Consider the following 19,854-nt stretch of genomic DNA (forward strand, 5'->3'; position numbering starts at 1 on the left):
CAGCTCGACGAGGAGGTTTGGGTGTGCGTTTGGTTTAAAGCTGCTCACAAAACTCAGCGCAACGAGCTGGGCGCGCGCAAACAGTGCGAGCGCCATGCAACAACGCCAGGAGGGTTTTGTGACGCTCAGCTGGGCTGGCGGCGGCGCGTCCTGGGCGTCAGCGTGCGCGCCAGCCTCTTGCCGCCCACCACCAGCGACGTGACGCCCAGGCCGATGCCCAGCACGCTGGCGATGATCATCCAGCCGTCCCACAGCGGGCGGCTGCGCAACACCGGCACATCCCAGCTGTGCAGGGCGTTGAACAGCCAGCGGTAGGCGCGGCGGCTGCGGTCCACCCGCTTGAGCAATTGGCCGGTGGCCGGGTCGAGGTAGAGCCAGCTGGCGCTGGCGTCGTCCAGTTGCAGGCGCAGCACCGGAAACGGCTTGTCCAGCGCATCGTCGCCACGCGGGCGCGGGTAGTAATAGGCGTCGCCTTCGCTCAGCCAGTCGCTTTGCGTCACCTGGGCGCCGGGATACAGGCGCAGGGCGGCGCGCGCCAGTTCATCGGCGCTGAAGGTCGGGCGGTCTGCGTTGACGGCTTGGGGCGCGCCAAATTCGCTCAGACGGCTGACGCGGCCATCGGCCTGGTGGGCCAGCAACACCGCGTGTTCGCCCAGGCGACGCCAGTGCAGCTCCACCGACGGCGTGGCCAGCGGCGCGCGCCAATCCAGCGCGCCAGCCGGCAAGCCGCCGCCGTGGTAGCGCGCCAGCTCGGCCGGCCTGATGCCGGCGTGGCTGAACAGATGCCAGGGGTTGTTGGCCAGAAAGCCGCTGAAAATCCACAGCATCGCCCAACCGCCGCCGGTCAGCCCCAGCCAGAAATGCCAGCGCGGCCAGCGTTCACGATAGGGATGCACCTGACCGCTGCCATAGCGGCGCTGGCCAAACCAGCCCGGCCGCCAGCGCTGCCAACCCACCCACAGGCCGGTCAGCACGGCAAAGCAGGCGGCGAAGGCGCTCCAGGTGAGAATGTCCTTGCGTTGCTCGCCCAGGCCGATGTCGTCCAGCGGCCGGAAAAAATGCAGCCAGCTGCCCAGCCAGGTCAGCGTGCGGCTGATGGTGGTGGTGACGCGCACCACTTCGCCAGTTTTGGCGGAGATATGCAGCTGGCTGCCGTCGGCGTCGTTCAGCGCCACGCGGTGCAAGGGGCGGAAAGGGTCAAAATTCATCATGCGCGTGCCGGCATCGGCGCGCACGGTTTCAATAAAACTCGGCGTGGCGGCGCGGCCTGCGGCGCCCGCCCAGTCTTGCGCCAGCCGCACGGCGCGCGCCGCGTCGGTGGAGACGCGCCGGCCATCCACGGCAGACAGCATGTGGCGCTGGCCAGCCAGATCAATCAATAGCCACATTGGCTCGCCAGCTTGCATCATCAGCCGCGCCTCGGCCGGCGCCTCATCGGCACGCTGTGGCCAGGCGCGTCGCCAGGCCTGGCCAGCGCTCAGCGGCGGGGCGGATTCGGGCAAAGCTTGGCTGTGCGCCAGCCGGGTGTGGCTGTCAACACGGGATGCGCCGGCGTAGACCATGACCAGACCGGAGAAAAACCAGATAAGCATGAACAGGCCCAGGGCGATGCCCAGCCAGCGGTGGAGGATAAAAAGCGTGCGTTTCACCGAAAATTCCAAGGGATATGACCATGCCGCCTGTTCAGGCGGCGTGGTTTGCGCTGACGCGCAGTGTTTTTGAGACGGGTCAGCGCCCCGTGCGCGCCCTACTTTCTTTGCTTCGCCAAAGAAAGTAGGCAAAGAAAGGCGACCCCAGGACGCCCGCCCGTCCGCCGCCTGCGGCGACGGTGGTCCCTTGCGCTTCTCGCCAGCCCGGGCCGTCCCGGAAACTCGCGTCAGCTGCGCTGCCGCTCAAACAACCGGGCCGGACTGCCCCCGGGCTGGCTGCGATGCTCAGCGGGCTTTATGGGGAACCCCAAACCCGGCTGGGCACAAAGTGCAGTGCGCTGAATGGGCAGAACAAACCAACATAGACGCCCTCCATCCGGCGCCGCTGCCGGGCCAGGCGAGCGCGGCGGGGTCAATAATCAAACTTCACTTCTGCGTGCCAGGTGCGTTGCGGCATCGGATGGTAGGCAAAGCTCTTGTCGTTGTTGAGGTTGTCCACGCCAGCCGAGACGGTGAATTGCTTGTTCAGCTTGTATTGCACGCGGGCGTCCACCAGCAGGTAGCGGCTGTTGACGCCGTATTGGCTGGCGTCGTAGGTGGCGGTGTTGTTGATGTCGTAGGCTTGTTTGCCGCTGTAGCGCGCACCCAGGCTGTAGCTGAGCGCTTCGTTCTGCCGCCAGGTGGCCAGCAGGGTGGCGCGCCAGGTGGGGATGCCGGGGTAGGCGTTGCCTTCCGAAGTCGGGTTTTTGCTGTTGGCCAGCACGCGTGAGTGCGCCCAGGTCAGGCTGCCGCTCAGGTCCAGGCCGCGCAGGCCGACGTCGCTGGCTTTGGCGGCCAGCTCCAGGCCACGGGTGCGCACGCGGTCGATGTTCTGGATATTGGTGATATTGGGGTTGACCGTGGTGTTGGTCTGCGACAGCAGCGCGTCGCGCAGGGATTCCTGAAAAGCGCTCAGCCGCAGTTGGCCGTCGGCGCCCAGCGCGTATTCGGCGGCCAGCTCCAGTGTGTCGCCGCGTTCCGGGCGCAGCGTGGGGTCGTTGTTGACGATGCTGTTGCTGCCGGCGGCGCTGCCCTGGAACAGCTCGGACACGGTCGGCATGCGCCAGGCGCGGCCCCAGGCGGCGCGCAGGGTCAGGTCGGGGTTGAGGTCGTGACTGAGCGCCAGCTTGGGCGACCAGTAATTGTTGTCGCGCTCGGCGTGGTTGAATGCTTTGCCTGCGGTCAGCGTGCGTCCGCCCCAGGCTTGCCAGCGCTCGTAGCGCAGGCCGGGGGTCAGCCGCCAGTCGGGCAAAAAGCGCCAGGTGTCTTGCACAAACAGCGCGTGGGTGCTGGTGTGGCCGGCAAAGGCGTCGGTTTGCGCGCCCTGCACGCCGCTGAGCCAGTCATTGGTGGCGTAGGTGCGGCTGTCCAGGGTGTAGCGGTCGTAGTGGTAGCCAAAGCGCAGTTGGTGCTCGCTGGCGCGGCTGCCGCCTGGCCGCCAGTCGGCCTTGAGGTCAAAGGTTTGCCAACCGGTGCCGTCCATCAGGGTGATGCGCCCGGCGCCGCCCTGGCGCGGGTTGGCAATGGCCACGCTGGGCGCGCGGCTGTGGTCTTTCAGATAGCGGTAATCGCTGGCCACCGCCTGCCAATCCCATTCGCCGCCGCTGTGGCTGGCCAGGGTCAGCGCATTGCTCAGGTGGGCTTCCTGGCGCTGGCTGGGGGCAAACAGCGTGCCGAGGGTGTATTTCTGGCCGTCGATGCTGACAATCCCGCTATACACCGCCTCGCCAGCAGCATTGCGCAGATAGCTGTCCACCGTCGAATCCGAGCGGTTTTGCCAGTAGCCCAGCTGATAGCTGGCGCGCAGGGTGGGAGTGATGTCCCAGGTGAGTTTGGCGCGAGCGCTGTCTTGCGTGGTGTGATCAACGCTGGTGGCGCCCAGCACCAGCCGGCTGGCGCCGTAGGGGTCGGTGTCGCGCTGCGCGCCGCTGACCGCCGTGGCGGCGGCGCTGCCGGTGTAGTGGCTGGGGTTGGTGGCAAAGGTCATCGGATGGCCGTGGCTGTCCAGATGACTGGCGTCCAGCTGCCAGGCCAGCGTACCGGTGCGACCGCCCAGGCTGGCTTCCAGTTTATTGCCGTCGTAATGCTGCTGGGTGCCGTACAGCGAGAAATCCTCACGGAAGGCCTGCGCCTTGACGTGGGCTTCAAATTTGTCTGGCGCGCGGGTGTTCAGCAGCACCACCGAACCCACCGAGTTGCCGGGAAATTCCGCGGCAAACGGGCCATACACCATGTCCACCCGGCTGATTTCGTCGGCCGACACCATATTCCAGCGCGGCGGAAAGTCATAGCGGTTGCCCAGCAAATTGGACAGCAACACGCCGTCGGCATACACCAGCGAGCGCGCGCTGCTGGTCTGGCCCGAGGTGCGGGTGGCGATGATGCTGTTGCGGTCGCCAATATAGCGTTTGCGCACCTGCACGCTGGGCAGGTATTTCACCACGTCCTCGGTGTTGATCACATTCACCGCGGCGGCAAGCTGCGCGGCGCTCATGCCGGCCTGCGACGCGGGCAGGTTGACCGGCGCGGCGCTGTCGCGGCCGCTGCTGACCAGCACTTCGCCCAGCCGGGCTTCGTCGGCGAATGCGGAAACAGCAGAGAGCGCCGCGAGCGCGGCGCACACCGCCAGGGTCAGCGGGCGCACGGGCGAGGAGAGAGAGGACATGGCAGGGCTCCGGGTAAATTATATTTTTTTGTAAATCAATGTTTTGCCGCCATCACGCAATGCTGGTGGGGCTGAGTCGGCCGGCAGTATGGGCAAATCGCGCACGGGCGGGAATGCGGCATTTTGTCGCACGACAAGCCGGGATCCGGCTGCTATGGTGACGGCCTTTGCCAGTTTTGATTTGAGGGACGACGCCATGGCCCACACCTTGCGTGATCACGCGCCGATTGCCGTCTTGGCGATGTGCGCGCATGGCGCGGCCCTGGCCGCCTTGTGGAGCGGCTCGCCCGCACAAGCCACGCAAGCGCCGCGCGCCTTGCCAATGCAGGTGCGCATGCTGGCCGCGCTCCCTGCCGCGACGCCCGCCCCAGCGGCCAAGCCCATGGTCAAACCCAAGCCCGCGCCCACCCCGCCCAAGGCGGCGCGGCCGATGCCGCTGGCGGCGCCGCGTGCGCCCGCCAGCCCCACCGCGCCCAGCGCCGCCAGCGCGCCAAGCGCCGTTCCTGCTCCCGCCGCCGCCGCGCCAGCCCATCCGACCGCCGTCGCCGAGGCTGCCCCGACGGCGCCGCGCTTTGACGCCGACTACCTGCACAACCCGGCGCCGGCCTACCCGGCCATGGCGCGGCGCAATGGCGAAGAAGGCCGGGTGCAGCTCAGCGTGCGCGTCAGCGCCCAAGGGCGGGCCGAACAGGTGGAGGTGCGCCACAGCAGCGGCTATGCGCGCCTGGACGAGGCCGCGCTGGCCACCGTGCGCCAGTGGCGCTTTGTGCCGGCGCGGCGCGGCGAAGAAGCCGTGGCCGCCAGCGTGCTGGTGCCGATTGTGTTCCGGCTGGAGAACGCATCCTGAGCGCCGCGCAGCCAACTCGCCTGACGTGCTGGTGCGGCCTTGCCGTATGCCGCTCTGATTGACCGACGCACGCCTGGCCAGGAAGGCTTTGCTGCGTGTTGTGCGTGGTGCACTGTCTTGTCGAGCCAAACGCCTGGCCGTTTTTGTTTTCAGTTACCCGTAAGGAAATCTGCATGAATGCATCTCTTGGATTGGCCCATTTCTGGGCGCAAGGCGACGCGGTGTCGCATACGGTGGCGCTGGCGCTTTTGCTGATGTCGGTGTGGAGCTGGACGGTGATGCTGGGCAAGGTGTGGGCGCACTGGCGTGTGCGCCACACGGTGCGGGTGGCGACGCCGGCTTTTTGGGCGGCGCCGTCGCGTGAGGCGGCGCTGACCGCCCTGCGCGCCGAAGACGCCAGCGGGGTGTTTGCTGGTTTGGCGCAGGAAGCTGAACAGGCGGCGCGCGCCTACGAGCAGCAGCGCGCGGGCGGCGGCATCGGCGCTGGGGTGGACGCCAGCGAATTCATCGGCCGCAGCCTGCAACAGGCGCTGACCCACGCCCAGGCGCGGCTGGAATCCGGCCTGACCTTTCTGGCGTCGGTGGGCGCCACGGCGCCGTTTGTTGGCTTGTTTGGCACGGTGTGGGGGATTTATCACGCGCTGATCGGCCTGTCTGGCGCATCGCGCATGAGCATTGATCAAGTGGCCGGCCCGGTGGGCGAAGCGCTGGTGATGACCGCCGCCGGCTTGTTTGTCGCCATTCCGGCGGTGCTGGCCTACAACGCCTGCACCCGCGCCAACCGGCTGACGCTGGCGCATCTGGACGGCTTTGCCCACGGCCTGCATGCCTTGCTGGCTGCGGGTGTGCGCGTCACCCCGAATGCGCGCGCCTGAACACCAGGAGACTGAACCATGGCTTTTTCATCGTTTTCCCGTCAGGGCGGCCACCCGCCGCCGCTGGCCGAGATCAACACCACGCCGCTGGTGGACGTGATGCTGGTGCTGCTGGTGATTTTTTTGATCACCGCGCCGGTGTTGCAGCAGGCGGTGGTGCTGGATTTGCCGCAGGCCAGCGCCGCGCCTTTGCCCGACGAGCCTCGGGTGGTGCGTGTGGCGCTGAACGCCGAGGGGCAGGTGTTCTGGGACGATGCGCCGCTGCCGCACGAGCAGCTGGCCGCCAAGCTGGCCGCCGTGGCGGCCGAGCAACCCGAGCTGCATTTGCGCGCCGACCGCCATACACCTTATGAGGCGGTGGCCGGCTTGATTGCCAGCGCCCAGCAGGCGGGGCTGGTGAAGATTGCCTTTGTCACTGAGCCCGCGCCCTGAGTGTTGCCAGCGAACATTTTTTCAGCCATGCCGTGCCGGAGTCATCCTGGCGCGGCATTTTTTGTTGAACGCCAAATAATGCCATAAGGTTACCGTTTGGTAACTGTCGCAAAAAGCAGACACACGGATTGGTATCGACATATTTTATGCAAATGAAAATTTTGCCGACTGATACCGGTGATGCTCAAGCTGACAAGCACTTGTTTCAACTACCGTATTTGTAATAACAATTTACATTACTATTGATCCCGGCAATTTTTGCCACCCACCCCGGCAAACACTTACTCCGTATTTCTACGTAATTCCCGTGCATAGTCCCGCAGCGCGAGCCGCATAGCAAAAATCAAATATCATTTTTTGTTTCTCCGCTTGTCCGCATGTGTAAAATTAATTAACTTTGTAGGGCGAACTTTCGCATACCAGCGAATCGAGAGGAAAACATCATGGCAACAACAATCTCCAGCAGCACCACCTACACCCTGGGCGCAGGTGAAGACAATCTAACATTGCAAGGCACGGGCAATATCAATGGTTCGGGCAATACCGGCAATAACCAGATCATCGGCAATGCGGGCGCCAATGTGCTCAACGGCCTGGGCGGCAATGACTGGCTGGATGGCGGCGCCGGCAACGATGTGCTGTATCTGGATGGCAATGACTTTGCCGAGGGCGGCGAGGGGGCGGATACGTATTGGGTGTCGGGCTCCTATAACCTGACAATTGATGACGGCAGCACTGGCGTGGATACCGTCAAAGCCTCGGTGTCGTTCTTCCAGGGTGATTCGGGCCGCAGCGACGTCACCGAGTACTCTTTCTCCAGTGGCGGCATTGAGCGGATTGAGCTGCAAGGCTCGGCCAACCTGGACGCAGCCGGGGGGTTTACTGCCGAAACGCTGATCGGCAACAGCGGCAATAACCTGCTGGCTGGCAATGGCGGCGCAGACAGTCTGTATGGTGGTGATGGCAACGACACACTCTATGCAGACAATTCCCTGTTCGCCATGCAAGACACCTTGCGCGACACCCTGGATGGTGGCAACGGTAACGACACGCTGTACGCCAATGGCAGCGACTTCTTGCTGGGCGGATATGGCGATGATGTCTTTGTGCTGACTGGCGGCAACAATTTCGTCGGTGATTATGGCGGTGTGGATACGGTGATTTCGGACGAATCGATCTCCCTTGACCCTGCCAATAAAGTAGGCACGTCTTTGGTGAGCGCACAAATCGAAAACCTGCAATTGAGCGGCTCGCTGAACATTGACGGTTACGGCAACAACCAGAACAACACCCTGACCGGCAACAGCGGCAATAATCTGCTGGATGGCGGCAGCGGCGTGGATAGCCTCAATGGTGGTGACGGTAATGACGTGCTGCGGGTCGGCTCGCTGCAAACCGGCGCCACGCTGACCGGTGGTGCCGGCATCGATGAATTCCGCTTTGCCAGCAACGCTGCCGGCAATCACACCGTAGGGACGGCCGCCATCACCATCACCGACTTCACCCAGGGCCAAGACTGGATCAACCTGTCGCATGCCGGGCTGAACACCCTGACCACGCTGAATGTGCAAGCTGGCGACACCCTGGCCAGCCTGCTGGCACAAGCCAGCAATCAGGCCACGGCCGCCCAACCGCAAGCGCTGAGCCAATTCACCCTGAACGGCGATACCTATGTGGTGCTGGACACCAGCACCAGCAGCAGCTTTGCCAGCACCGACCTGGCCTTCAAGCTGAACGGCGCCAAAACCCTGACGCTGGCCGATTTTGGCCTGGCCGCACCGAGCAGCCCGACCACGGGCGGCTCTGGCAATGATGTGCTGCACGTCACCGCCACACCGAGCAATGGCATCGACTACCAGCAAGGCGCCACGCTGACCGGCAATGGCGGCAATGATACGTTCTGGATTGATGCCGGCTATCGCGGTGACCACGCCACCGGCAGCAATACACTGGTCATCAGCGACTTTACCCACGGGGTGGACACCATCCGCCTGAGCATTGCCTCTGGCTTGTATCTGCCCGGCCAGATCAACACCCTGGCGGTGCAGGCGGGCGATACCTTGTCCACGCTGATGGCGCGCGCCTCGCACCAGACCTCCACCTACACCATGCCGGCGCTGAGCCAGTTTGTCTGGGGCGGGGAAACCTATCTGGTGCTGGACAGCACGGCCGACCCGAGCTGGGTGGGCAGCAATCTGGCCATCAAACTGGCGGGTGCGCCGACGCTGACCCTGGCGGACTTCAGCTTTGCCTGATTGTCAGCACATGGCATGAATCAGGCCGCGCGGCAATATGGCGCGGCCATGTCAAACGGAAGGCCACTGGCCTTCCGTTTTTTGTGCTGTTCTTTCTGCGCTCTGGGAAAACTCCATCACGAAAAAACAGTTAACATTCACAACCCTCGCCCAAAACCCCCTGAGCAAGTTACCTGGCAGTAACCGTATTCGCACGAATTGCGAGCCATTGTTATTTAAATTAACTTTACCTGGCGAATGTTCGCACCTTCACGAAGAAGAGGATTAAATCATGGCGATCATCATCACCGCTTCGACCGACTACACCCTGGGCGCAGGGGAAGACCATCTGCAACTCACCGGCTCGGCTGATGTAAATGGCACAGGGAATGCAGGAAACAATTTCCTCACTGGCAACGATGGCGCCAATGTGCTGATCGGCGGCACAGGGGGAGATTTCCTGCTGGGGGGTGCCGGCGATGACATCCTGATTGGCAATATTGACGGCGTGACCGTCGATGCTGAAGTGGATATTCTGAGCGGCCAGGACGGCAATGACATCCTTTATCTGACTGGCCGCGACATGGCCGATGGCGGCGAAGGCGCCGACACGTATTGGGTAGTGGGCCGCAACAATCAAATCTGGGATACCGGCACCGACGCCAGCGTGGACGTGGTCAAAGCCTACACCTCGGTGACCATGGGCAACTTCAATTTCGACACCAGCAAGCCATACGCCGTGATCTATGAAGGCATCGAGCGCGTCGAGCTGCAAGGCACGGCCAATCTGAGCGCAGTGGGCGGGCTGGGCAACGAAACCCTGATCGGCAACAGCGGTGACAATCTGCTGGACGGCGGTGGCGGAGTGGATGTGCTGGATGGCGGCGCCGGCAACGACACCTTGCGCCTGGACAGCGGCCCGGCCGCCCAGCAAGGAGCCACGCTGACCGGCGGCGCCGGCAATGATGTATTCCGTTTTCAGGCCGGCTACAGCGGCAACCATACCGAGAGCGACAACACGGTGCTGATCACCGATTTCACCCAAGGCGCTGACACGCTCAGCTTTGGCCTGCCTGCCGGCATTGCTGCGCCGACCACCATTCACACTCTCGCCGTACAAGCCGGAGACACACTGGCCAGCCTGCTGGCACAGGCCATCCATCAAACCACCACCTACACGCAGCCGGCGCTGACCCAGTTTGTCTGGCAAGGTGATACGTATCTGGTCATGGACACCACCGCCGACCCGACCTGGGCGGCGTCGGATCTGGCCATCAAGCTGGCTGGAGCGCATACGCTGAGCATGGCGGACATCAGCTTCGGCTGAAGCATGTGTGCTTGCGGGAACTGACAAGACGGCGCCCCTGGCGCTTGCGCGCCGGGGGCGTGTTTTTTGGCTCAGGCAAACGGCAAACAATCGTCAGGGCTGTTGGCCGGCCAGAATGGCTTCGTCCACCTTGGCGCGGGTCAGGTGTGGGGCAAACAGTTCAATAAAGGTATAGGCAAAGCCGCGCAGGTAGGCGTCTTTGCGGATGCCAATCTTGGTGATGGACGGCTCGAACAGATGGCTGGCGTCCAGCGCCGCCAAGTCGCGGTCGCGCTCGGGCTCGTAACCCATCGAAGCGATAATGCCCACGCCCAGGCCAATGCCGACATAGGTTTTGATCACGTCGGTGTCGATGGCGGTCAGCACCAGATTGGGGGTGACCCCGGCTTGCTCAAAGGCGTGATTGATGCGGGTGCGGCCAGTAAACGCCGTGTCGTAGGTGATGATGGGATAGGCGCCGATATCGGCCAGGGTAATCGGGCGATTCAGCTCGGTCAGCGGGTGGCCGTGCGGGGCCACCACGCTGCGGTTCCAGCTGTGGCAGGGCAGGGCGGCCAGCTCTTTGTACAGCAGGATGCCTTCGGTGGCGATGGCGAAGTCCGCCTCGCCAGCCACCACCATATCGCAGATCTGCGTGGGGTTGCCTTGCTTGAGTTGCAGGCGCACATTCGGGTAGTGCTGGCGAAACGCCCGGATGGTTTCTGGCAGCGCATAGCGCGCCTGGGTGTGCGTGGTGGCGATGATCAGGCTGCCTTCGGCCTCGCTGGCGAACTCTTCGCCCACGCGCTTGAGGTTTTTGGCTTCGCGCAGGATGCGCTCGGCAATGCGCAGCACCTGCTTGCCCGGCTCGGACACCGCCACCACGCGCTTGCCGTTGCGAATAAACACCTGAATGCCCAATTCGTCTTCCAGCAGGCGGATTTGCTTGCTGATGCCCGGCTGGGAGGTGTGCAGGGTTTCGGCGGCTTCAGAGACGTTCAAGCCTTGCTTGGCGACTTCGACCAAATAACGGAGCTGTTGCAGTTTCATGGGGCGTGGTTCAATCAGACAGGGGCGGCGGGCAGGCTGGGCCATGGCCGCCAGGGTTGGCAAATAACCAGCTGCTCTTAAATGCTAACACATTATTCTTTTGCGTGCGCTTGAGCTTTGGGTAAGATGCCGCTTCGGTTTCATCCCCCAGTGCGCGCCCAGCGCGCGGCGCGGGTTGGCCGCAGATGGGCATGGCGTCGCCGGCGGCGGCTCGGCCCGCATGACGATTCCCACTCTGGAGCTTTGCCGCATGGCCTACGCCGACAAACTTCCCGCCACCGAGCAGCTGCTTGCCAGCATTGCCCGTGATTTCTCCCCGGCGGTTTTCGCCAACAGCCTGGGCGCGGAAGACATGGTGCTCACCGACCTGATCGCCAAACTGGGCCTGGGCATTGAAATCTTCAGCCTGGACACCGGCCGCCTGCCGGCGGAAACCTACACCCTGCTGCAACAAGTGGGTGAGCGCTACCCCAGCCACCCGGTGACGGTGTACTTCCCGCAGACCGCCGCCACCGAGCAATACGTGCGCGAACACGGCATCAACGGCTTTTACCAGTCGGTGGAGCAGCGCAAGGCGTGCTGCGCGGTGCGCAAGATCGAGCCGCTCAAGCGCGCGCTGGCCGGCCGCCAGGCCTGGATCACCGGCCTGCGCCGTCAGCAGTCGCTGACCCGCGTGGACTTGGCCGACCGCGAGTTCGACGCCGACAACGGCCTGTGGAAGTTCAATCCGCTGATTGAATGGACCGAAGCCGAAGTGTGGGAATACCTGCGCGCCCACGACGTGCCGTACAACGCCCTGCACGACCAGCATTACCCCTCCATCGGCTGCGCGCCCTGTACCCGGGCGATTTCCATGGGCGAAGACGTCCGCGCCGGCCGCTGGTGGTGGGAAAACCCCGACTCCAAGGAGTGTGGCCTGCATCTGAAAGCCTCGCCGCTGCGCCGTCCCGGCAGCTAAGCGCCCGCCAACCCAACTCAATGCAGCGTGCCTGACGAGACGCGCGCTGCACTGATTGTTGTGCGCCGCGCCAAGCCGCGCTCCGCCCCTGATCCTTATCCCCGAGACGCCACATGTATCGTTACGACGAAGTTGACTTTCGCCTGGTCAATGAGCGGGTCGCCCAGTTCCGCGACCAAACCCGCCGCTACCTGGCCGGCGAACTGAGCGAAGATGAATTCCGCCCGCTGCGGCTGATGAACGGCCTGTATGTGCAGCGCCATGCGCCGATGCTGCGCGTGGCGGTGCCCTACGGCATGCTGTCCTCGCGCCAGGTGCGCAAGCTGGCGCACATTGCCCGCACTTACGACCGTGGCTACGGCCACTTCACCACCCGCCAGAATCTGCAATTCAACTGGCCGGCGCTGGAAACCGTGCCCGACATCCTGGCCGAGCTGGCCGAAGTGGAAATGCACGCCATCCAGACCTCGGGCAATTGCATCCGCAACACCACCACGGACCAATTTGCCGGCGTGGCCGCCGACGAGCTGGTGGATCCGCGCCCGTATTGCGAAATCATCCGCCAGTGGAGCACCTTCCACCCGGAATTCACCTACCTGCCGCGCAAGTTCAAGATTGCCGTGTCCGGCGCCGAGCAAGACCGCGCCGCCACCCTGGTGCACGACATCGGCCTGCACGCCGTGCGCAATGCCGAGGGCGAAGTGGGCTTTCGCGTGATCGTCGGCGGCGGCCTGGGCCGCACGCCGATGATTGGCAGCGTGATTCGTGAATTCCTGCCGGCCAAGCACATCCTGACCTATCTGGACGCCATCCTGCGCGTGTACAACCGCTTTGGCCGCCGCGACAACAAGTACAAGGCGCGCATCAAGATTCTGGTCAAGGCGATGACCGCCGACGGCTTTGCCGCCAAGGTGGAAGAAGAATGGTCGCACCTGAAAGACGGCCCGGCCACCGTGCCGGATGGCGAATTCGCTCGCATGGCCGAATTTTTCACCGCCCCGGCGTATGAAACCCTCAACGCCGACGACCCGGCCTTTACCGCCAAGCTGGCCGAATCACCGGCCTTTGCCCGCTGGGTGGCGCGCAACACCCTGAAGCACAAGGTGGCCGGCTATCGCGCCGTCACCCTGTCGCTGAAGGCCACTGGCGTGCCGCCGGGCGACGCCACCGCCGAGCAGCTGGACGCCGTGGCCGACTGGGCCGACGCCTACAGTTTTGGCGAGCTGCGCGTGTCGCACGAGCAAAACCTGATTCTGGCCGATGTGCGGGAAACCGATTTGTTCGCGCTGTGGGAGCAAGCCCGCGCCGCCGGCTTTGCCACGCCGAATATCGGCCTGCTGTCCGACATCGTCTGCTGCCCGGGCGGGGATTTCTGCTCGCTGGCCAACGCCAAGTCCATCCCCATCGCCGCCGCTATCCAGCAGCGCTTTGACAATCTGGACTATCAGCACGACATCGGCGAGCTGGAGCTGAACATGTCCGGCTGCATGAACGCCTGCGGCCACCACCACATCGGCCATATCGGCATTCTGGGTGTGGATAAGCAGGGCAGCGAGTGGTATCAGGTGTCGCTGGGCGGCAGCCAGGGCGAACACGCCAGCCTGGGCAAGGTGATTGGCCCGTCGTTCGCCCAGGACGCCATGCCTGACGTGATCGAAAAAATCATCGACGTGTACCTGGCCCAACGTCACGCTGACGAACGTTTTATCGACACATTCCGCCGCATTGGCGTGGAACCGTTCAAGGAGAAGGTCTATGCCCAAGCCGCTCATTAAAGATCGCCAGATCATCGACGACGCCTGGACCCTGGTGCGCGACGCCGAGGCCGGCGCGCCGGCAGGCCCGGCCATCCTGCCGCTGGCGCTGTGGAAAACCCTGCGCGACAGCCGCGCCGCCGCCGACACTGGCGTCTGGCTGGCCCCGGCCGACGACCCGGCCGAATTGGCCGGCGCGGCGGCCGAACTGCCGGTGATTGCCGTAGATTTCCCGCAATTCGCCGACGGACGCGGCTACAGCATTGGCCGACTGTTGCGTGAACGCTACGGTTTTGCCGGCGAATTGCGTGCGATTGGCGATGTGCTGCGTGACCAGCTCTATCCGCTGGAACAAGTCGGTTTTAACGCCTTTTCGCTGCGAGAAGACCGCGATCCGGCCAAAGATATCGCTGGTTTGCATGACTTCAGCCTAGGCTACCAGCAGACTTTCCTGCGTCAGCAGCCTTTGTTCCGCCATGCGCGCTGACAGGATGGCTGCAACACAGGCCTGATAGCGTTATTGTGTGTGGCGAGTCAGAGACATGTTGCTTGCTCGCCACAGTTGTGGATGCCGGTCGAATTGACAATATATAGTCAAAAACCTATATTCCCGGTAACTGCGAGCCACCGTTTCCTGTTGCTTGCGGCACGCACAACACATGCTATCTGCTTAATACACTCTCTAACGAAAGAGGCACACGGATGAATACCATGAACAAACTGAAACTCAGCGGTCTGGCTGGCGCGCTGCTCGTCGCTCTGTTTTCCGCCCAGGCCCACGCCGCCAAGCCGGGCTATGTGGTTGATCAAAGCACCGACGCTGTGACCCGCAACAGCTACGGCGAATGCTGGAAGACCACCTACTTCGACAAGGCCAACGGCCTGGCCGAGTGCGGCGACGCTGTTGCTGCCGCCCCGAAAGCCGTTGCCCCGACCGTGAGCAAGGAGCGCATCGCCCTGTCCGCCAAGGTGCTGTTCGGCTTCAACAAGGCCAACCTGCGTCCGCAAGCCAAGGCTGAGCTGGACCCGGTTGTTGCCAAGATCAAGCAACACGGCGCCAACCTGCAAGGCGTTGTGGTCGAAGGCCACACCGACTACCTGGGCTCCGACAAGTACAACCAGAAGCTGTCGGAAAGCCGCGCCAACACCGTGAAGTCCTACTTCGTGGCTAACGGCATCCCGGCCGACAAAGTGACCGCCGTCGGCAAGGGCGAAACCGAAACCAAGATGACCGAAACCTGCAAGGCCAAGAAGCTGTCCTACGCCAAGCTGAAGGACTGCCTGGAGCCGGATCGTCGCGTGGAAGTGGAAATCACTGGCGTGCAAGCTGCCAAGTAATTCCCCTTGCCTCGTGCAAAAAACCCCGCGCCTGTCGCGGGGTTTTTTTATGTCCGCTCAGTACACCACGGGCTTGCCGCCTGCACCCCATCCGGGTGAAGCCCTCTCCATGCCCTCAGCGCGCCATCGTGCCCCTTTATTGCGTATTTTCCCGTATACTGCCCGCCTTTGACGCCAACAAGGCGTTGCGCGCCGGGTGAGACCGATCCCGAGCGCGGGCAAGCCCTTCGCCGTGAAGGGCGCACACCGACTGTTTATCGGACCCTGCCAATGATGTCACCTGCTACCGACCATTCCGGTGGGCGGGCGCTTGTCGTGCTTTCGGGCGGACAAGACTCGACCACCTGCCTGTATTGGGCGCTGCGCCGCTTTGACCATGTCGAAGCCGTCACTTTCGACTACGGCCAACGCCACCGCGTGGAACTGGCCGCCGCCACGCGCATTGCCGCCGACGCCGGCGTGCGCCAGCACCTGCTGCCCATCAACACCTTTAGCGCCCTGGGCGGCAATGCGCTGACCGACGTGGCCATGGCCCCAGAAACAGGCCTGCGCGCCGATGGCGACAGCGAGTTGCCCAACACCTTTGTGCCTGGCCGCAATCTGATTTTCCTGACCTTTGCCGCCGCGCTGGCCTGGCAACGCCAGCTCGATCACCTGGTGGTGGGCGTGGCGCAAACCGATTATTCCGGCTACCCGGATTGCCGCGCGCCCACACTGGCGGCGCTGCAACAGGCGCTGACCCTGGGGCTGGATCGCGCCATTGCCGTGCACGCGCCGCTGATGCAGCTGAGCAAGGCCGACACCGTGCGTCTGGCCGCCGATGTCGGCGCCTTGCCGGCGCTGGCGCACAGCCACACCTGTTATCACGGCGCCGTGCCGCCATGCGGCGAATGCGCCGCCTGCCAGCTGCGCGCGCGCGGCTTTGCCGAAGCCGGAGTGGAAGACCCGCTGGTGGCGCGCTGTCGCGAGGAGGCCGCATGCCGCTGATGCACGCCGCCAGTTGCGGCTTTGAGGCCGCGCGCAGCGTGCGCAACGTCGCCGACCTGCGCCGCTGCCTGCATGGCCACAGCTTTTTGTGCAGCGCGCGCTGGGCCGACGGCGCGCCCGATGTGGGCGCGGCGCTGTCCACTGCGCTGGCGCCGCTGGATTATGCCGACCTCAACCAGGCGGTTGCCGTGCCGGACGACGCCAGCCTGCTGGGCTGGATTGCCGGGCATCTGCCGCACGCTGACGGCCTGTGGCTGCGCAGCGCGCCAGATCGCGGCGTATTGCGCGCCAGCGCCCAGACGCCGCTGCTGCACTGGCTGCACGCCGACTTCGAAGCCGCCCACCAGTTGCCCAATGTGCCGCCCGGCCACCAGTGCGGCCGCCTGCACGGTCACGGCTTTGGCGTGACGCTGTGCGCCGCCGCCAGCCACGCCGAGCTGGAGCAAGCCTGGGCGCGGCTGCGCCCGCTGCTGCATCAACGCATGCTCAACGATATTCCCGGCCTGGAAAACCCCACCAGCGAGGTGATCAGCGCCTGGCTGTGGCGGCAATTGGCTGATGTATTGGCGCTGGACCATGTGATCGTGCGGGAAACCGCCACCGCCGGCAGCCAGTTCAATGGCCACACTCACCGCATCTGGAAAACCCAGCGCTTTGAAGCCGCCACGCCGTTCGATGCCCATGGCCGCTACACCGGCCACAGCTACAGCCTGCGCCTGCACCTGAGCGGTCAACTGGACGAGGTGATGGGCTGGGTGCAGGATTTTGGCGACGTCAAAACCCGCTTCAAGCCGTTTTACCAACAGTTGGACCATTATCCGCTGGACCAAGTAGACGGGCTGAGCGTGGCCAATTGCGCCGGCATTGCCCAATGGGCGGCAGCCAAGCTGGCCAATACCCCGGAACTGTGCCGGGTGGATGTCTATCAGCGCCCCGGCGAAGGCAGCCTATTCAGCGTGGAGGCGGCATGAGCTACACCGTCAAAGAAATTTTTTACTCCTTGCAGGGCGAAGGCCACCACAGTGGCCGACCGGCGGTGTTTTGCCGTTTCAGCGGCTGCAATCTGTGGAGCGGGCGCGAAGAAGACCGCGCACGCGCGCAATGCACCTTCTGCGACACCGATTTTGTCGGCGTCGGCCCGGATGGCGGCAAATTTGCCGACGCGCAGGCGCTGGCGCGCCGCATTGCCGGCCATTGGCCGGCACAGGGCGGCGGCACACCCTATGTGGTGTGCACCGGCGGCGAGCCGCTGTTGCAGCTGGATGCCTTGCTGATCGACGCCTTGCACGCGCAAGGCTTTGAAGTGGCGGTTGAGACCAATGGCACGCTGCCGGCGCCGCGCGGGCTGGACTGGATTTGCGTCAGTCCCAAAGGCAAGGCGCGGCTGGCGCAAACCTGGGGGCACGAGCTCAAGCTGGTTTACCCGCAGGCGGATTGCACGCCGGAACAGGTGGCGCATCTGGATTTTCGCCATTTTTACCTGCAAGCGCTGGACGATCCCGCCCACCCGGAACACCAACAGGCGGCGCTGGACTATTGTCTGGCGCACCCACGCTGGAAGCTGTCGCTGCAAACGCACAAATGGCTGCGCATTCGCTGACGGCGAGTTTTGCTGTTATTTCTGCCGAGGCCACGCCGCTTCGGCCGCATTCACCTGTAAAGACCTGGCCATGACTCTGCACGAACACCTGCAACACCTGGGCAGCGGCACGACTTACCGCTACGACCAACCCGACGCCGCTCTGCTGGAGCGCTTTCCCAACCCGTTTGCCCGTGGCGAGCTCAACCCGGCCGGGGTGACCGGCACGCTGAACATCAGTTGCCCGGAATTCACCAGCCTGTGCCCGGTGACCGGCCAGCCCGACTTCGCCACCATCGTCATTGATATGGAGCCCGACCAATGGTGCGTGGAGTCCAAATCACTCAAGCTGTATCTGGGCTCGTTCCGCATGCATGGCGAGTTTCACGAAGCCTGCGTGTGCCGCATCGCCAATGATCTGGTGGCGCTGTTGCAGCCGCGCTGGCTGCGCGTGGAAGGTCGCTTCACCCCGCGCGGCGGCATTCCGCTGTGGCCCAAGGTGGAATACCGCCGCCCGGACGCCGGCTGACGGTATAATTCCGGCTTTGTTTGCATTGCAGGAGCCGCAAGGCCATGTCGTCGTTGAATCTGATCATCCAGGGCAAACCGCTGGCCATGGATGTGCTGGCCGAACTGGCCGTGGAAGCCGGCTCGCCGGCCATTGAACCTTTGAGCAAAACGGCCTGGCGTTTTCTCGACGCCAAGGAGAGCAGCAAGGAATGGGTGTCGCAAGCCTGCCGCGAGCTGGAATGCGACTGGGCTTATGTGCCGGCCGGCCTTACCCTCAGCCACTTTGGCCTGTGGATGACCGATATGGACTCCACGCTGATCCAGATCGAATGTATCGACGAAATCGCCGGCATGCTCGGCCTGAAAGATAAAGTCGCCGCCATCACCGAGCGCTCGATGGCGGGCGAGCTGGATTTTTCGCAATCACTGCGTGAGCGGGTGGCCTTGCTGGCCGGCCTGAAAGAAACCACGCTGAAAGTGGTGTACGAGAAAAAGGTCAAACTCAACCCTGGCGCCAAAGAGCTGATTGCCGCCTGCCAGGCCAAGGGCGTCAAAATCGGCCTGATTTCCGGCGGCTTCACCTATTTCACCAACCGGCTCAAACAAGAGCTGGGCCTGGATTACGCCATCGCCAACACCCTGGAAGTGGTCAACGGCCGGCTGACCGGCATGGTCAAGGGCGACATCATCGACGCGCAAGCCAAGGCCGACTGGCTGCTCAAGCTGCGCGGCGAGCTGGGCCTGCGCCCCGACCAGGTGTTTGCCACGGGCGACGGCGCCAACGACCTGAAAATGCTGGCCGCCGCCGGCGTGGGCATTGCCTACCACGCTAAGCCGGTGGTGCGTCATCAGGCGCATGTGGCGCTCAGCTACAGCGGCCTGGACGGCGTGATCAACCTCTTTGCCGACTGACACCCTCACCATGCCGCTGCCGACGCTGAACACCCTCAGTTTTGACGCCGAACTGGTCTGCCGTCTGAGCAGCCAGCCGATCAGCGCCGCACAGCAGCACGACACCCGCCTGGCGCTGCGCCTGCTGGGCGCTGCCGAGCAAACCAGCGAAGACCCGGTGCTGTTGCGCATCGAAGCCAAGCTGGACGTCTGCCTGGCCTGGCTGGGCCACAGCACACAACAACAGCACGGCGACAGCCGGCTATGCCGACTGGGGCTGGAGCAATTTGCTTGGCGCAGCCAAGCCGACGAGCCCAGCGGCGCAGCAACGCTGACGTTTTACCCGGATACACACTGCCCCCTGCCGTTGACCTTTCCGGTGCATTGCCAAACCCAGGCAGATGGCCACACCATCGCCAGCCTGGCGCCGGCGCTAGACGAGGCCAGTGCAGACTTGTGGGCGCATTTTGTGTTTCGTCAGCACCGCCGGCAACGTCAGGAGCAGGCCTGAAATACTTTGCCAAACCCATAAAAAAACGCTGCGGCAGAATATGCCCCAGCGTTTTTTTATGGCTGAGTTTCAAATTAACACCCGAGTTAAAAATACAAAACCCCCTGTAGCGTGAGCTACAGGGGGCTGTAATAGGAGCCTGGCGTTGACCTACTTTCACACGGGTAATCCGCACTATCATCGGCGCGAAGTGGTTTCACTGTCCTGTTCGGGATGGGAAGGAGTGGGG

19 protein-coding genes and 1 rRNA gene are annotated in these 19,854 nt (G+C 63.8%); 15 read left to right on the forward strand and 5 right to left on the reverse strand.

From position 1 onward, the window contains the following. Positions 1 to 125: 125 nt before the first annotated feature. The 3 genes from DFR34_RS14690 to DFR34_RS16975 form a co-directional block, all read right to left on the reverse strand. Entirely contained in the window at positions 126 to 1,649 is a 1,524-nt protein-coding gene (locus DFR34_RS14690) for a PepSY domain-containing protein (RefSeq protein WP_146215166.1), read from the reverse strand. Positions 1,650 to 2,061: 412 nt separating this feature from the next. Beyond that, entirely contained in the window at positions 2,062 to 4,353 is a 2,292-nt protein-coding gene (locus DFR34_RS14695; protein ID WP_110391913.1) for a TonB-dependent receptor, read from the reverse strand. Between the two features lie 18 nt (positions 4,354 to 4,371). Continuing rightward, the gene (locus tag DFR34_RS16975) at positions 4,372 to 4,551 is read right to left on the reverse strand and encodes a hypothetical protein (protein ID WP_146215167.1); all 180 of its coding nucleotides are present in this window, start codon (positions 4,549 to 4,551) and stop codon (positions 4,372 to 4,374) included. Between DFR34_RS16975 and DFR34_RS14700 the strand changes: the two genes are divergently transcribed. The 5 genes from DFR34_RS14700 to DFR34_RS14720 all read left to right on the forward strand — a co-directional run bounded on the left by DFR34_RS14700 (position 4,550) and on the right by DFR34_RS14720 (position 10,068). Next, complete coding sequence (locus DFR34_RS14700; protein WP_110391926.1) at positions 4,550 to 5,200, forward strand: energy transducer TonB; 651 nt, start codon at positions 4,550 to 4,552, stop codon at positions 5,198 to 5,200. The two genes, DFR34_RS16975 and DFR34_RS14700, sit on opposite strands and share 2 nt — an antisense overlap. A gap of 173 nt (positions 5,201 to 5,373) precedes the next feature. Then, on the forward strand, positions 5,374 to 6,075 hold the full coding sequence (locus tag DFR34_RS14705; protein ID WP_110391914.1) for a MotA/TolQ/ExbB proton channel family protein: 702 nt from the start codon (positions 5,374 to 5,376) through the stop codon (positions 6,073 to 6,075). Positions 6,076 to 6,093: 18 nt separating this feature from the next. Next, positions 6,094 to 6,507 (forward strand): ExbD/TolR family protein, encoded by a 414-nt coding sequence (locus DFR34_RS14710; protein WP_110391915.1) that lies wholly within the window; start codon positions 6,094 to 6,096, stop codon positions 6,505 to 6,507. A 443-nt stretch (positions 6,508 to 6,950) separates the two neighbouring features. Further along, positions 6,951 to 8,762, forward strand: coding sequence for a calcium-binding protein (locus DFR34_RS14715; protein ID WP_110391916.1), 1,812 nt, complete (start codon positions 6,951 to 6,953; stop codon positions 8,760 to 8,762). Positions 8,763 to 9,033: 271 nt separating this feature from the next. Further along, positions 9,034 to 10,068 (forward strand): calcium-binding protein, encoded by a 1,035-nt coding sequence (locus DFR34_RS14720; protein WP_110391917.1) that lies wholly within the window; start codon positions 9,034 to 9,036, stop codon positions 10,066 to 10,068. 93 nt (positions 10,069 to 10,161) lie between these two features. Here the strand turns inward: DFR34_RS14720 and cysB are convergent, their stop codons facing one another. Further along, positions 10,162 to 11,097, reverse strand: a complete 936-nt coding sequence (cysB, locus tag DFR34_RS14725; RefSeq protein ID WP_110391927.1) for an HTH-type transcriptional regulator CysB — start codon at positions 11,095 to 11,097, stop codon at positions 10,162 to 10,164. 220 nt (positions 11,098 to 11,317) lie between these two features. On the opposite strand from cysB, the gene DFR34_RS14730 reads away from it, so the two are divergent. The 10 genes from DFR34_RS14730 (at position 11,318) to DFR34_RS14775 (ending at position 19,625) form a co-directional block, all read left to right on the forward strand. Then, the gene (locus DFR34_RS14730; RefSeq protein WP_373277979.1) at positions 11,318 to 12,055 is read left to right on the forward strand and encodes a phosphoadenylyl-sulfate reductase; all 738 of its coding nucleotides are present in this window, start codon (positions 11,318 to 11,320) and stop codon (positions 12,053 to 12,055) included. A 113-nt stretch (positions 12,056 to 12,168) separates the two neighbouring features. After that, positions 12,169 to 13,830 (forward strand): nitrite/sulfite reductase, encoded by a 1,662-nt coding sequence (locus DFR34_RS14735; protein WP_110391919.1) that lies wholly within the window; start codon positions 12,169 to 12,171, stop codon positions 13,828 to 13,830. Continuing rightward, positions 13,811 to 14,296, forward strand: coding sequence for a DUF934 domain-containing protein (locus DFR34_RS14740; protein ID WP_110391920.1), 486 nt, complete (start codon positions 13,811 to 13,813; stop codon positions 14,294 to 14,296). The genes DFR34_RS14735 and DFR34_RS14740 overlap by 20 nt, the downstream gene beginning before the upstream one ends. A 224-nt stretch (positions 14,297 to 14,520) precedes the next feature. Beyond that, a complete protein-coding gene (locus DFR34_RS14745; protein WP_110391928.1) occupies positions 14,521 to 15,147 on the forward strand; it encodes an OmpA family protein in 627 nt (208 codons plus the stop codon). Positions 15,148 to 15,462: 315 nt separating this feature from the next. Next, positions 15,463 to 16,134 (forward strand): 7-cyano-7-deazaguanine synthase QueC, encoded by a 672-nt coding sequence (gene queC / locus DFR34_RS14750; RefSeq protein WP_245906909.1) that lies wholly within the window; start codon positions 15,463 to 15,465, stop codon positions 16,132 to 16,134. After that, positions 16,125 to 17,105, forward strand: a complete 981-nt coding sequence (locus DFR34_RS17970) for a 6-pyruvoyl trahydropterin synthase family protein (protein WP_110391921.1) — start codon at positions 16,125 to 16,127, stop codon at positions 17,103 to 17,105. Before queC ends, DFR34_RS17970 begins: the two co-directional genes overlap by 10 nt. Continuing rightward, positions 17,102 to 17,734 carry a 7-carboxy-7-deazaguanine synthase gene (queE, locus tag DFR34_RS14760; RefSeq protein ID WP_110391922.1) on the forward strand — a complete coding sequence of 211 codons (633 nt, stop codon included), beginning with the start codon at positions 17,102 to 17,104 and terminating at the stop codon, positions 17,732 to 17,734. The genes DFR34_RS17970 and queE overlap by 4 nt, the downstream gene beginning before the upstream one ends. Positions 17,735 to 17,804: 70 nt before the next feature. Further along, a complete protein-coding gene (gene queF / locus DFR34_RS14765) occupies positions 17,805 to 18,242 on the forward strand; it encodes a preQ(1) synthase (RefSeq protein ID WP_110391923.1) in 438 nt (145 codons plus the stop codon). Positions 18,243 to 18,286: 44 nt separating this feature from the next. Further along, the gene (gene serB / locus DFR34_RS14770; protein ID WP_110391924.1) at positions 18,287 to 19,135 is read left to right on the forward strand and encodes a phosphoserine phosphatase SerB; all 849 of its coding nucleotides are present in this window, start codon (positions 18,287 to 18,289) and stop codon (positions 19,133 to 19,135) included. Continuing rightward, complete coding sequence (locus tag DFR34_RS14775) at positions 19,125 to 19,625, forward strand: PilZ domain-containing protein (RefSeq protein WP_146215168.1); 501 nt, start codon at positions 19,125 to 19,127, stop codon at positions 19,623 to 19,625. The genes serB and DFR34_RS14775 overlap by 11 nt, the downstream gene beginning before the upstream one ends. A 137-nt stretch (positions 19,626 to 19,762) precedes the next feature. Here DFR34_RS14775 and rrf read toward each other — a convergent pair. Beyond that, a 5S ribosomal RNA gene (rrf, locus tag DFR34_RS17975) occupies positions 19,763 to 19,854 on the reverse strand; the annotation flags it as partial.

This window comes from Rivihabitans pingtungensis, assembly GCF_003201855.1.
Classification (GTDB): Bacteria; Pseudomonadota; Gammaproteobacteria; order Burkholderiales; family Aquaspirillaceae; genus Rivihabitans; species Rivihabitans pingtungensis.

Coding starts and splice junctions, on each gene's coding strand:
- DFR34_RS14715 (WP_110391916.1), top strand. CDS start 6,951: ATGGCAACAACAATCTCCAGCAGCACCACCTACACCCTGGGCGCAGGT.
- queF (WP_110391923.1), top strand. CDS start 17,805: ATGACTCTGCACGAACACCTGCAACACCTGGGCAGCGGCACGACTTAC.
- serB (WP_110391924.1), top strand. CDS start 18,287: ATGTCGTCGTTGAATCTGATCATCCAGGGCAAACCGCTGGCCATGGAT.
- DFR34_RS14700 (WP_110391926.1), top strand. CDS start 4,550: ATGGCCCACACCTTGCGTGATCACGCGCCGATTGCCGTCTTGGCGATG.
- DFR34_RS17970 (WP_110391921.1), top strand. CDS start 16,125: ATGCCGCTGATGCACGCCGCCAGTTGCGGCTTTGAGGCCGCGCGCAGC.
- DFR34_RS14720 (WP_110391917.1), top strand. CDS start 9,034: ATGGCGATCATCATCACCGCTTCGACCGACTACACCCTGGGCGCAGGG.
- DFR34_RS14735 (WP_110391919.1), top strand. CDS start 12,169: ATGTATCGTTACGACGAAGTTGACTTTCGCCTGGTCAATGAGCGGGTC.
- DFR34_RS14705 (WP_110391914.1), top strand. CDS start 5,374: ATGAATGCATCTCTTGGATTGGCCCATTTCTGGGCGCAAGGCGACGCG.
- DFR34_RS14710 (WP_110391915.1), top strand. CDS start 6,094: ATGGCTTTTTCATCGTTTTCCCGTCAGGGCGGCCACCCGCCGCCGCTG.
- cysB (WP_110391927.1), bottom strand. CDS start 11,097: ATGAAACTGCAACAGCTCCGTTATTTGGTCGAAGTCGCCAAGCAAGGC.
- DFR34_RS14740 (WP_110391920.1), top strand. CDS start 13,811: ATGCCCAAGCCGCTCATTAAAGATCGCCAGATCATCGACGACGCCTGG.
- queE (WP_110391922.1), top strand. CDS start 17,102: ATGAGCTACACCGTCAAAGAAATTTTTTACTCCTTGCAGGGCGAAGGC.
- DFR34_RS16975 (WP_146215167.1), bottom strand. CDS start 4,551: ATGGCGTCGTCCCTCAAATCAAAACTGGCAAAGGCCGTCACCATAGCA.
- DFR34_RS14730 (WP_373277979.1), top strand. CDS start 11,318: ATGACGATTCCCACTCTGGAGCTTTGCCGCATGGCCTACGCCGACAAA.
- DFR34_RS14745 (WP_110391928.1), top strand. CDS start 14,521: ATGAACAAACTGAAACTCAGCGGTCTGGCTGGCGCGCTGCTCGTCGCT.
- DFR34_RS14695 (WP_110391913.1), bottom strand. CDS start 4,353: ATGTCCTCTCTCTCCTCGCCCGTGCGCCCGCTGACCCTGGCGGTGTGC.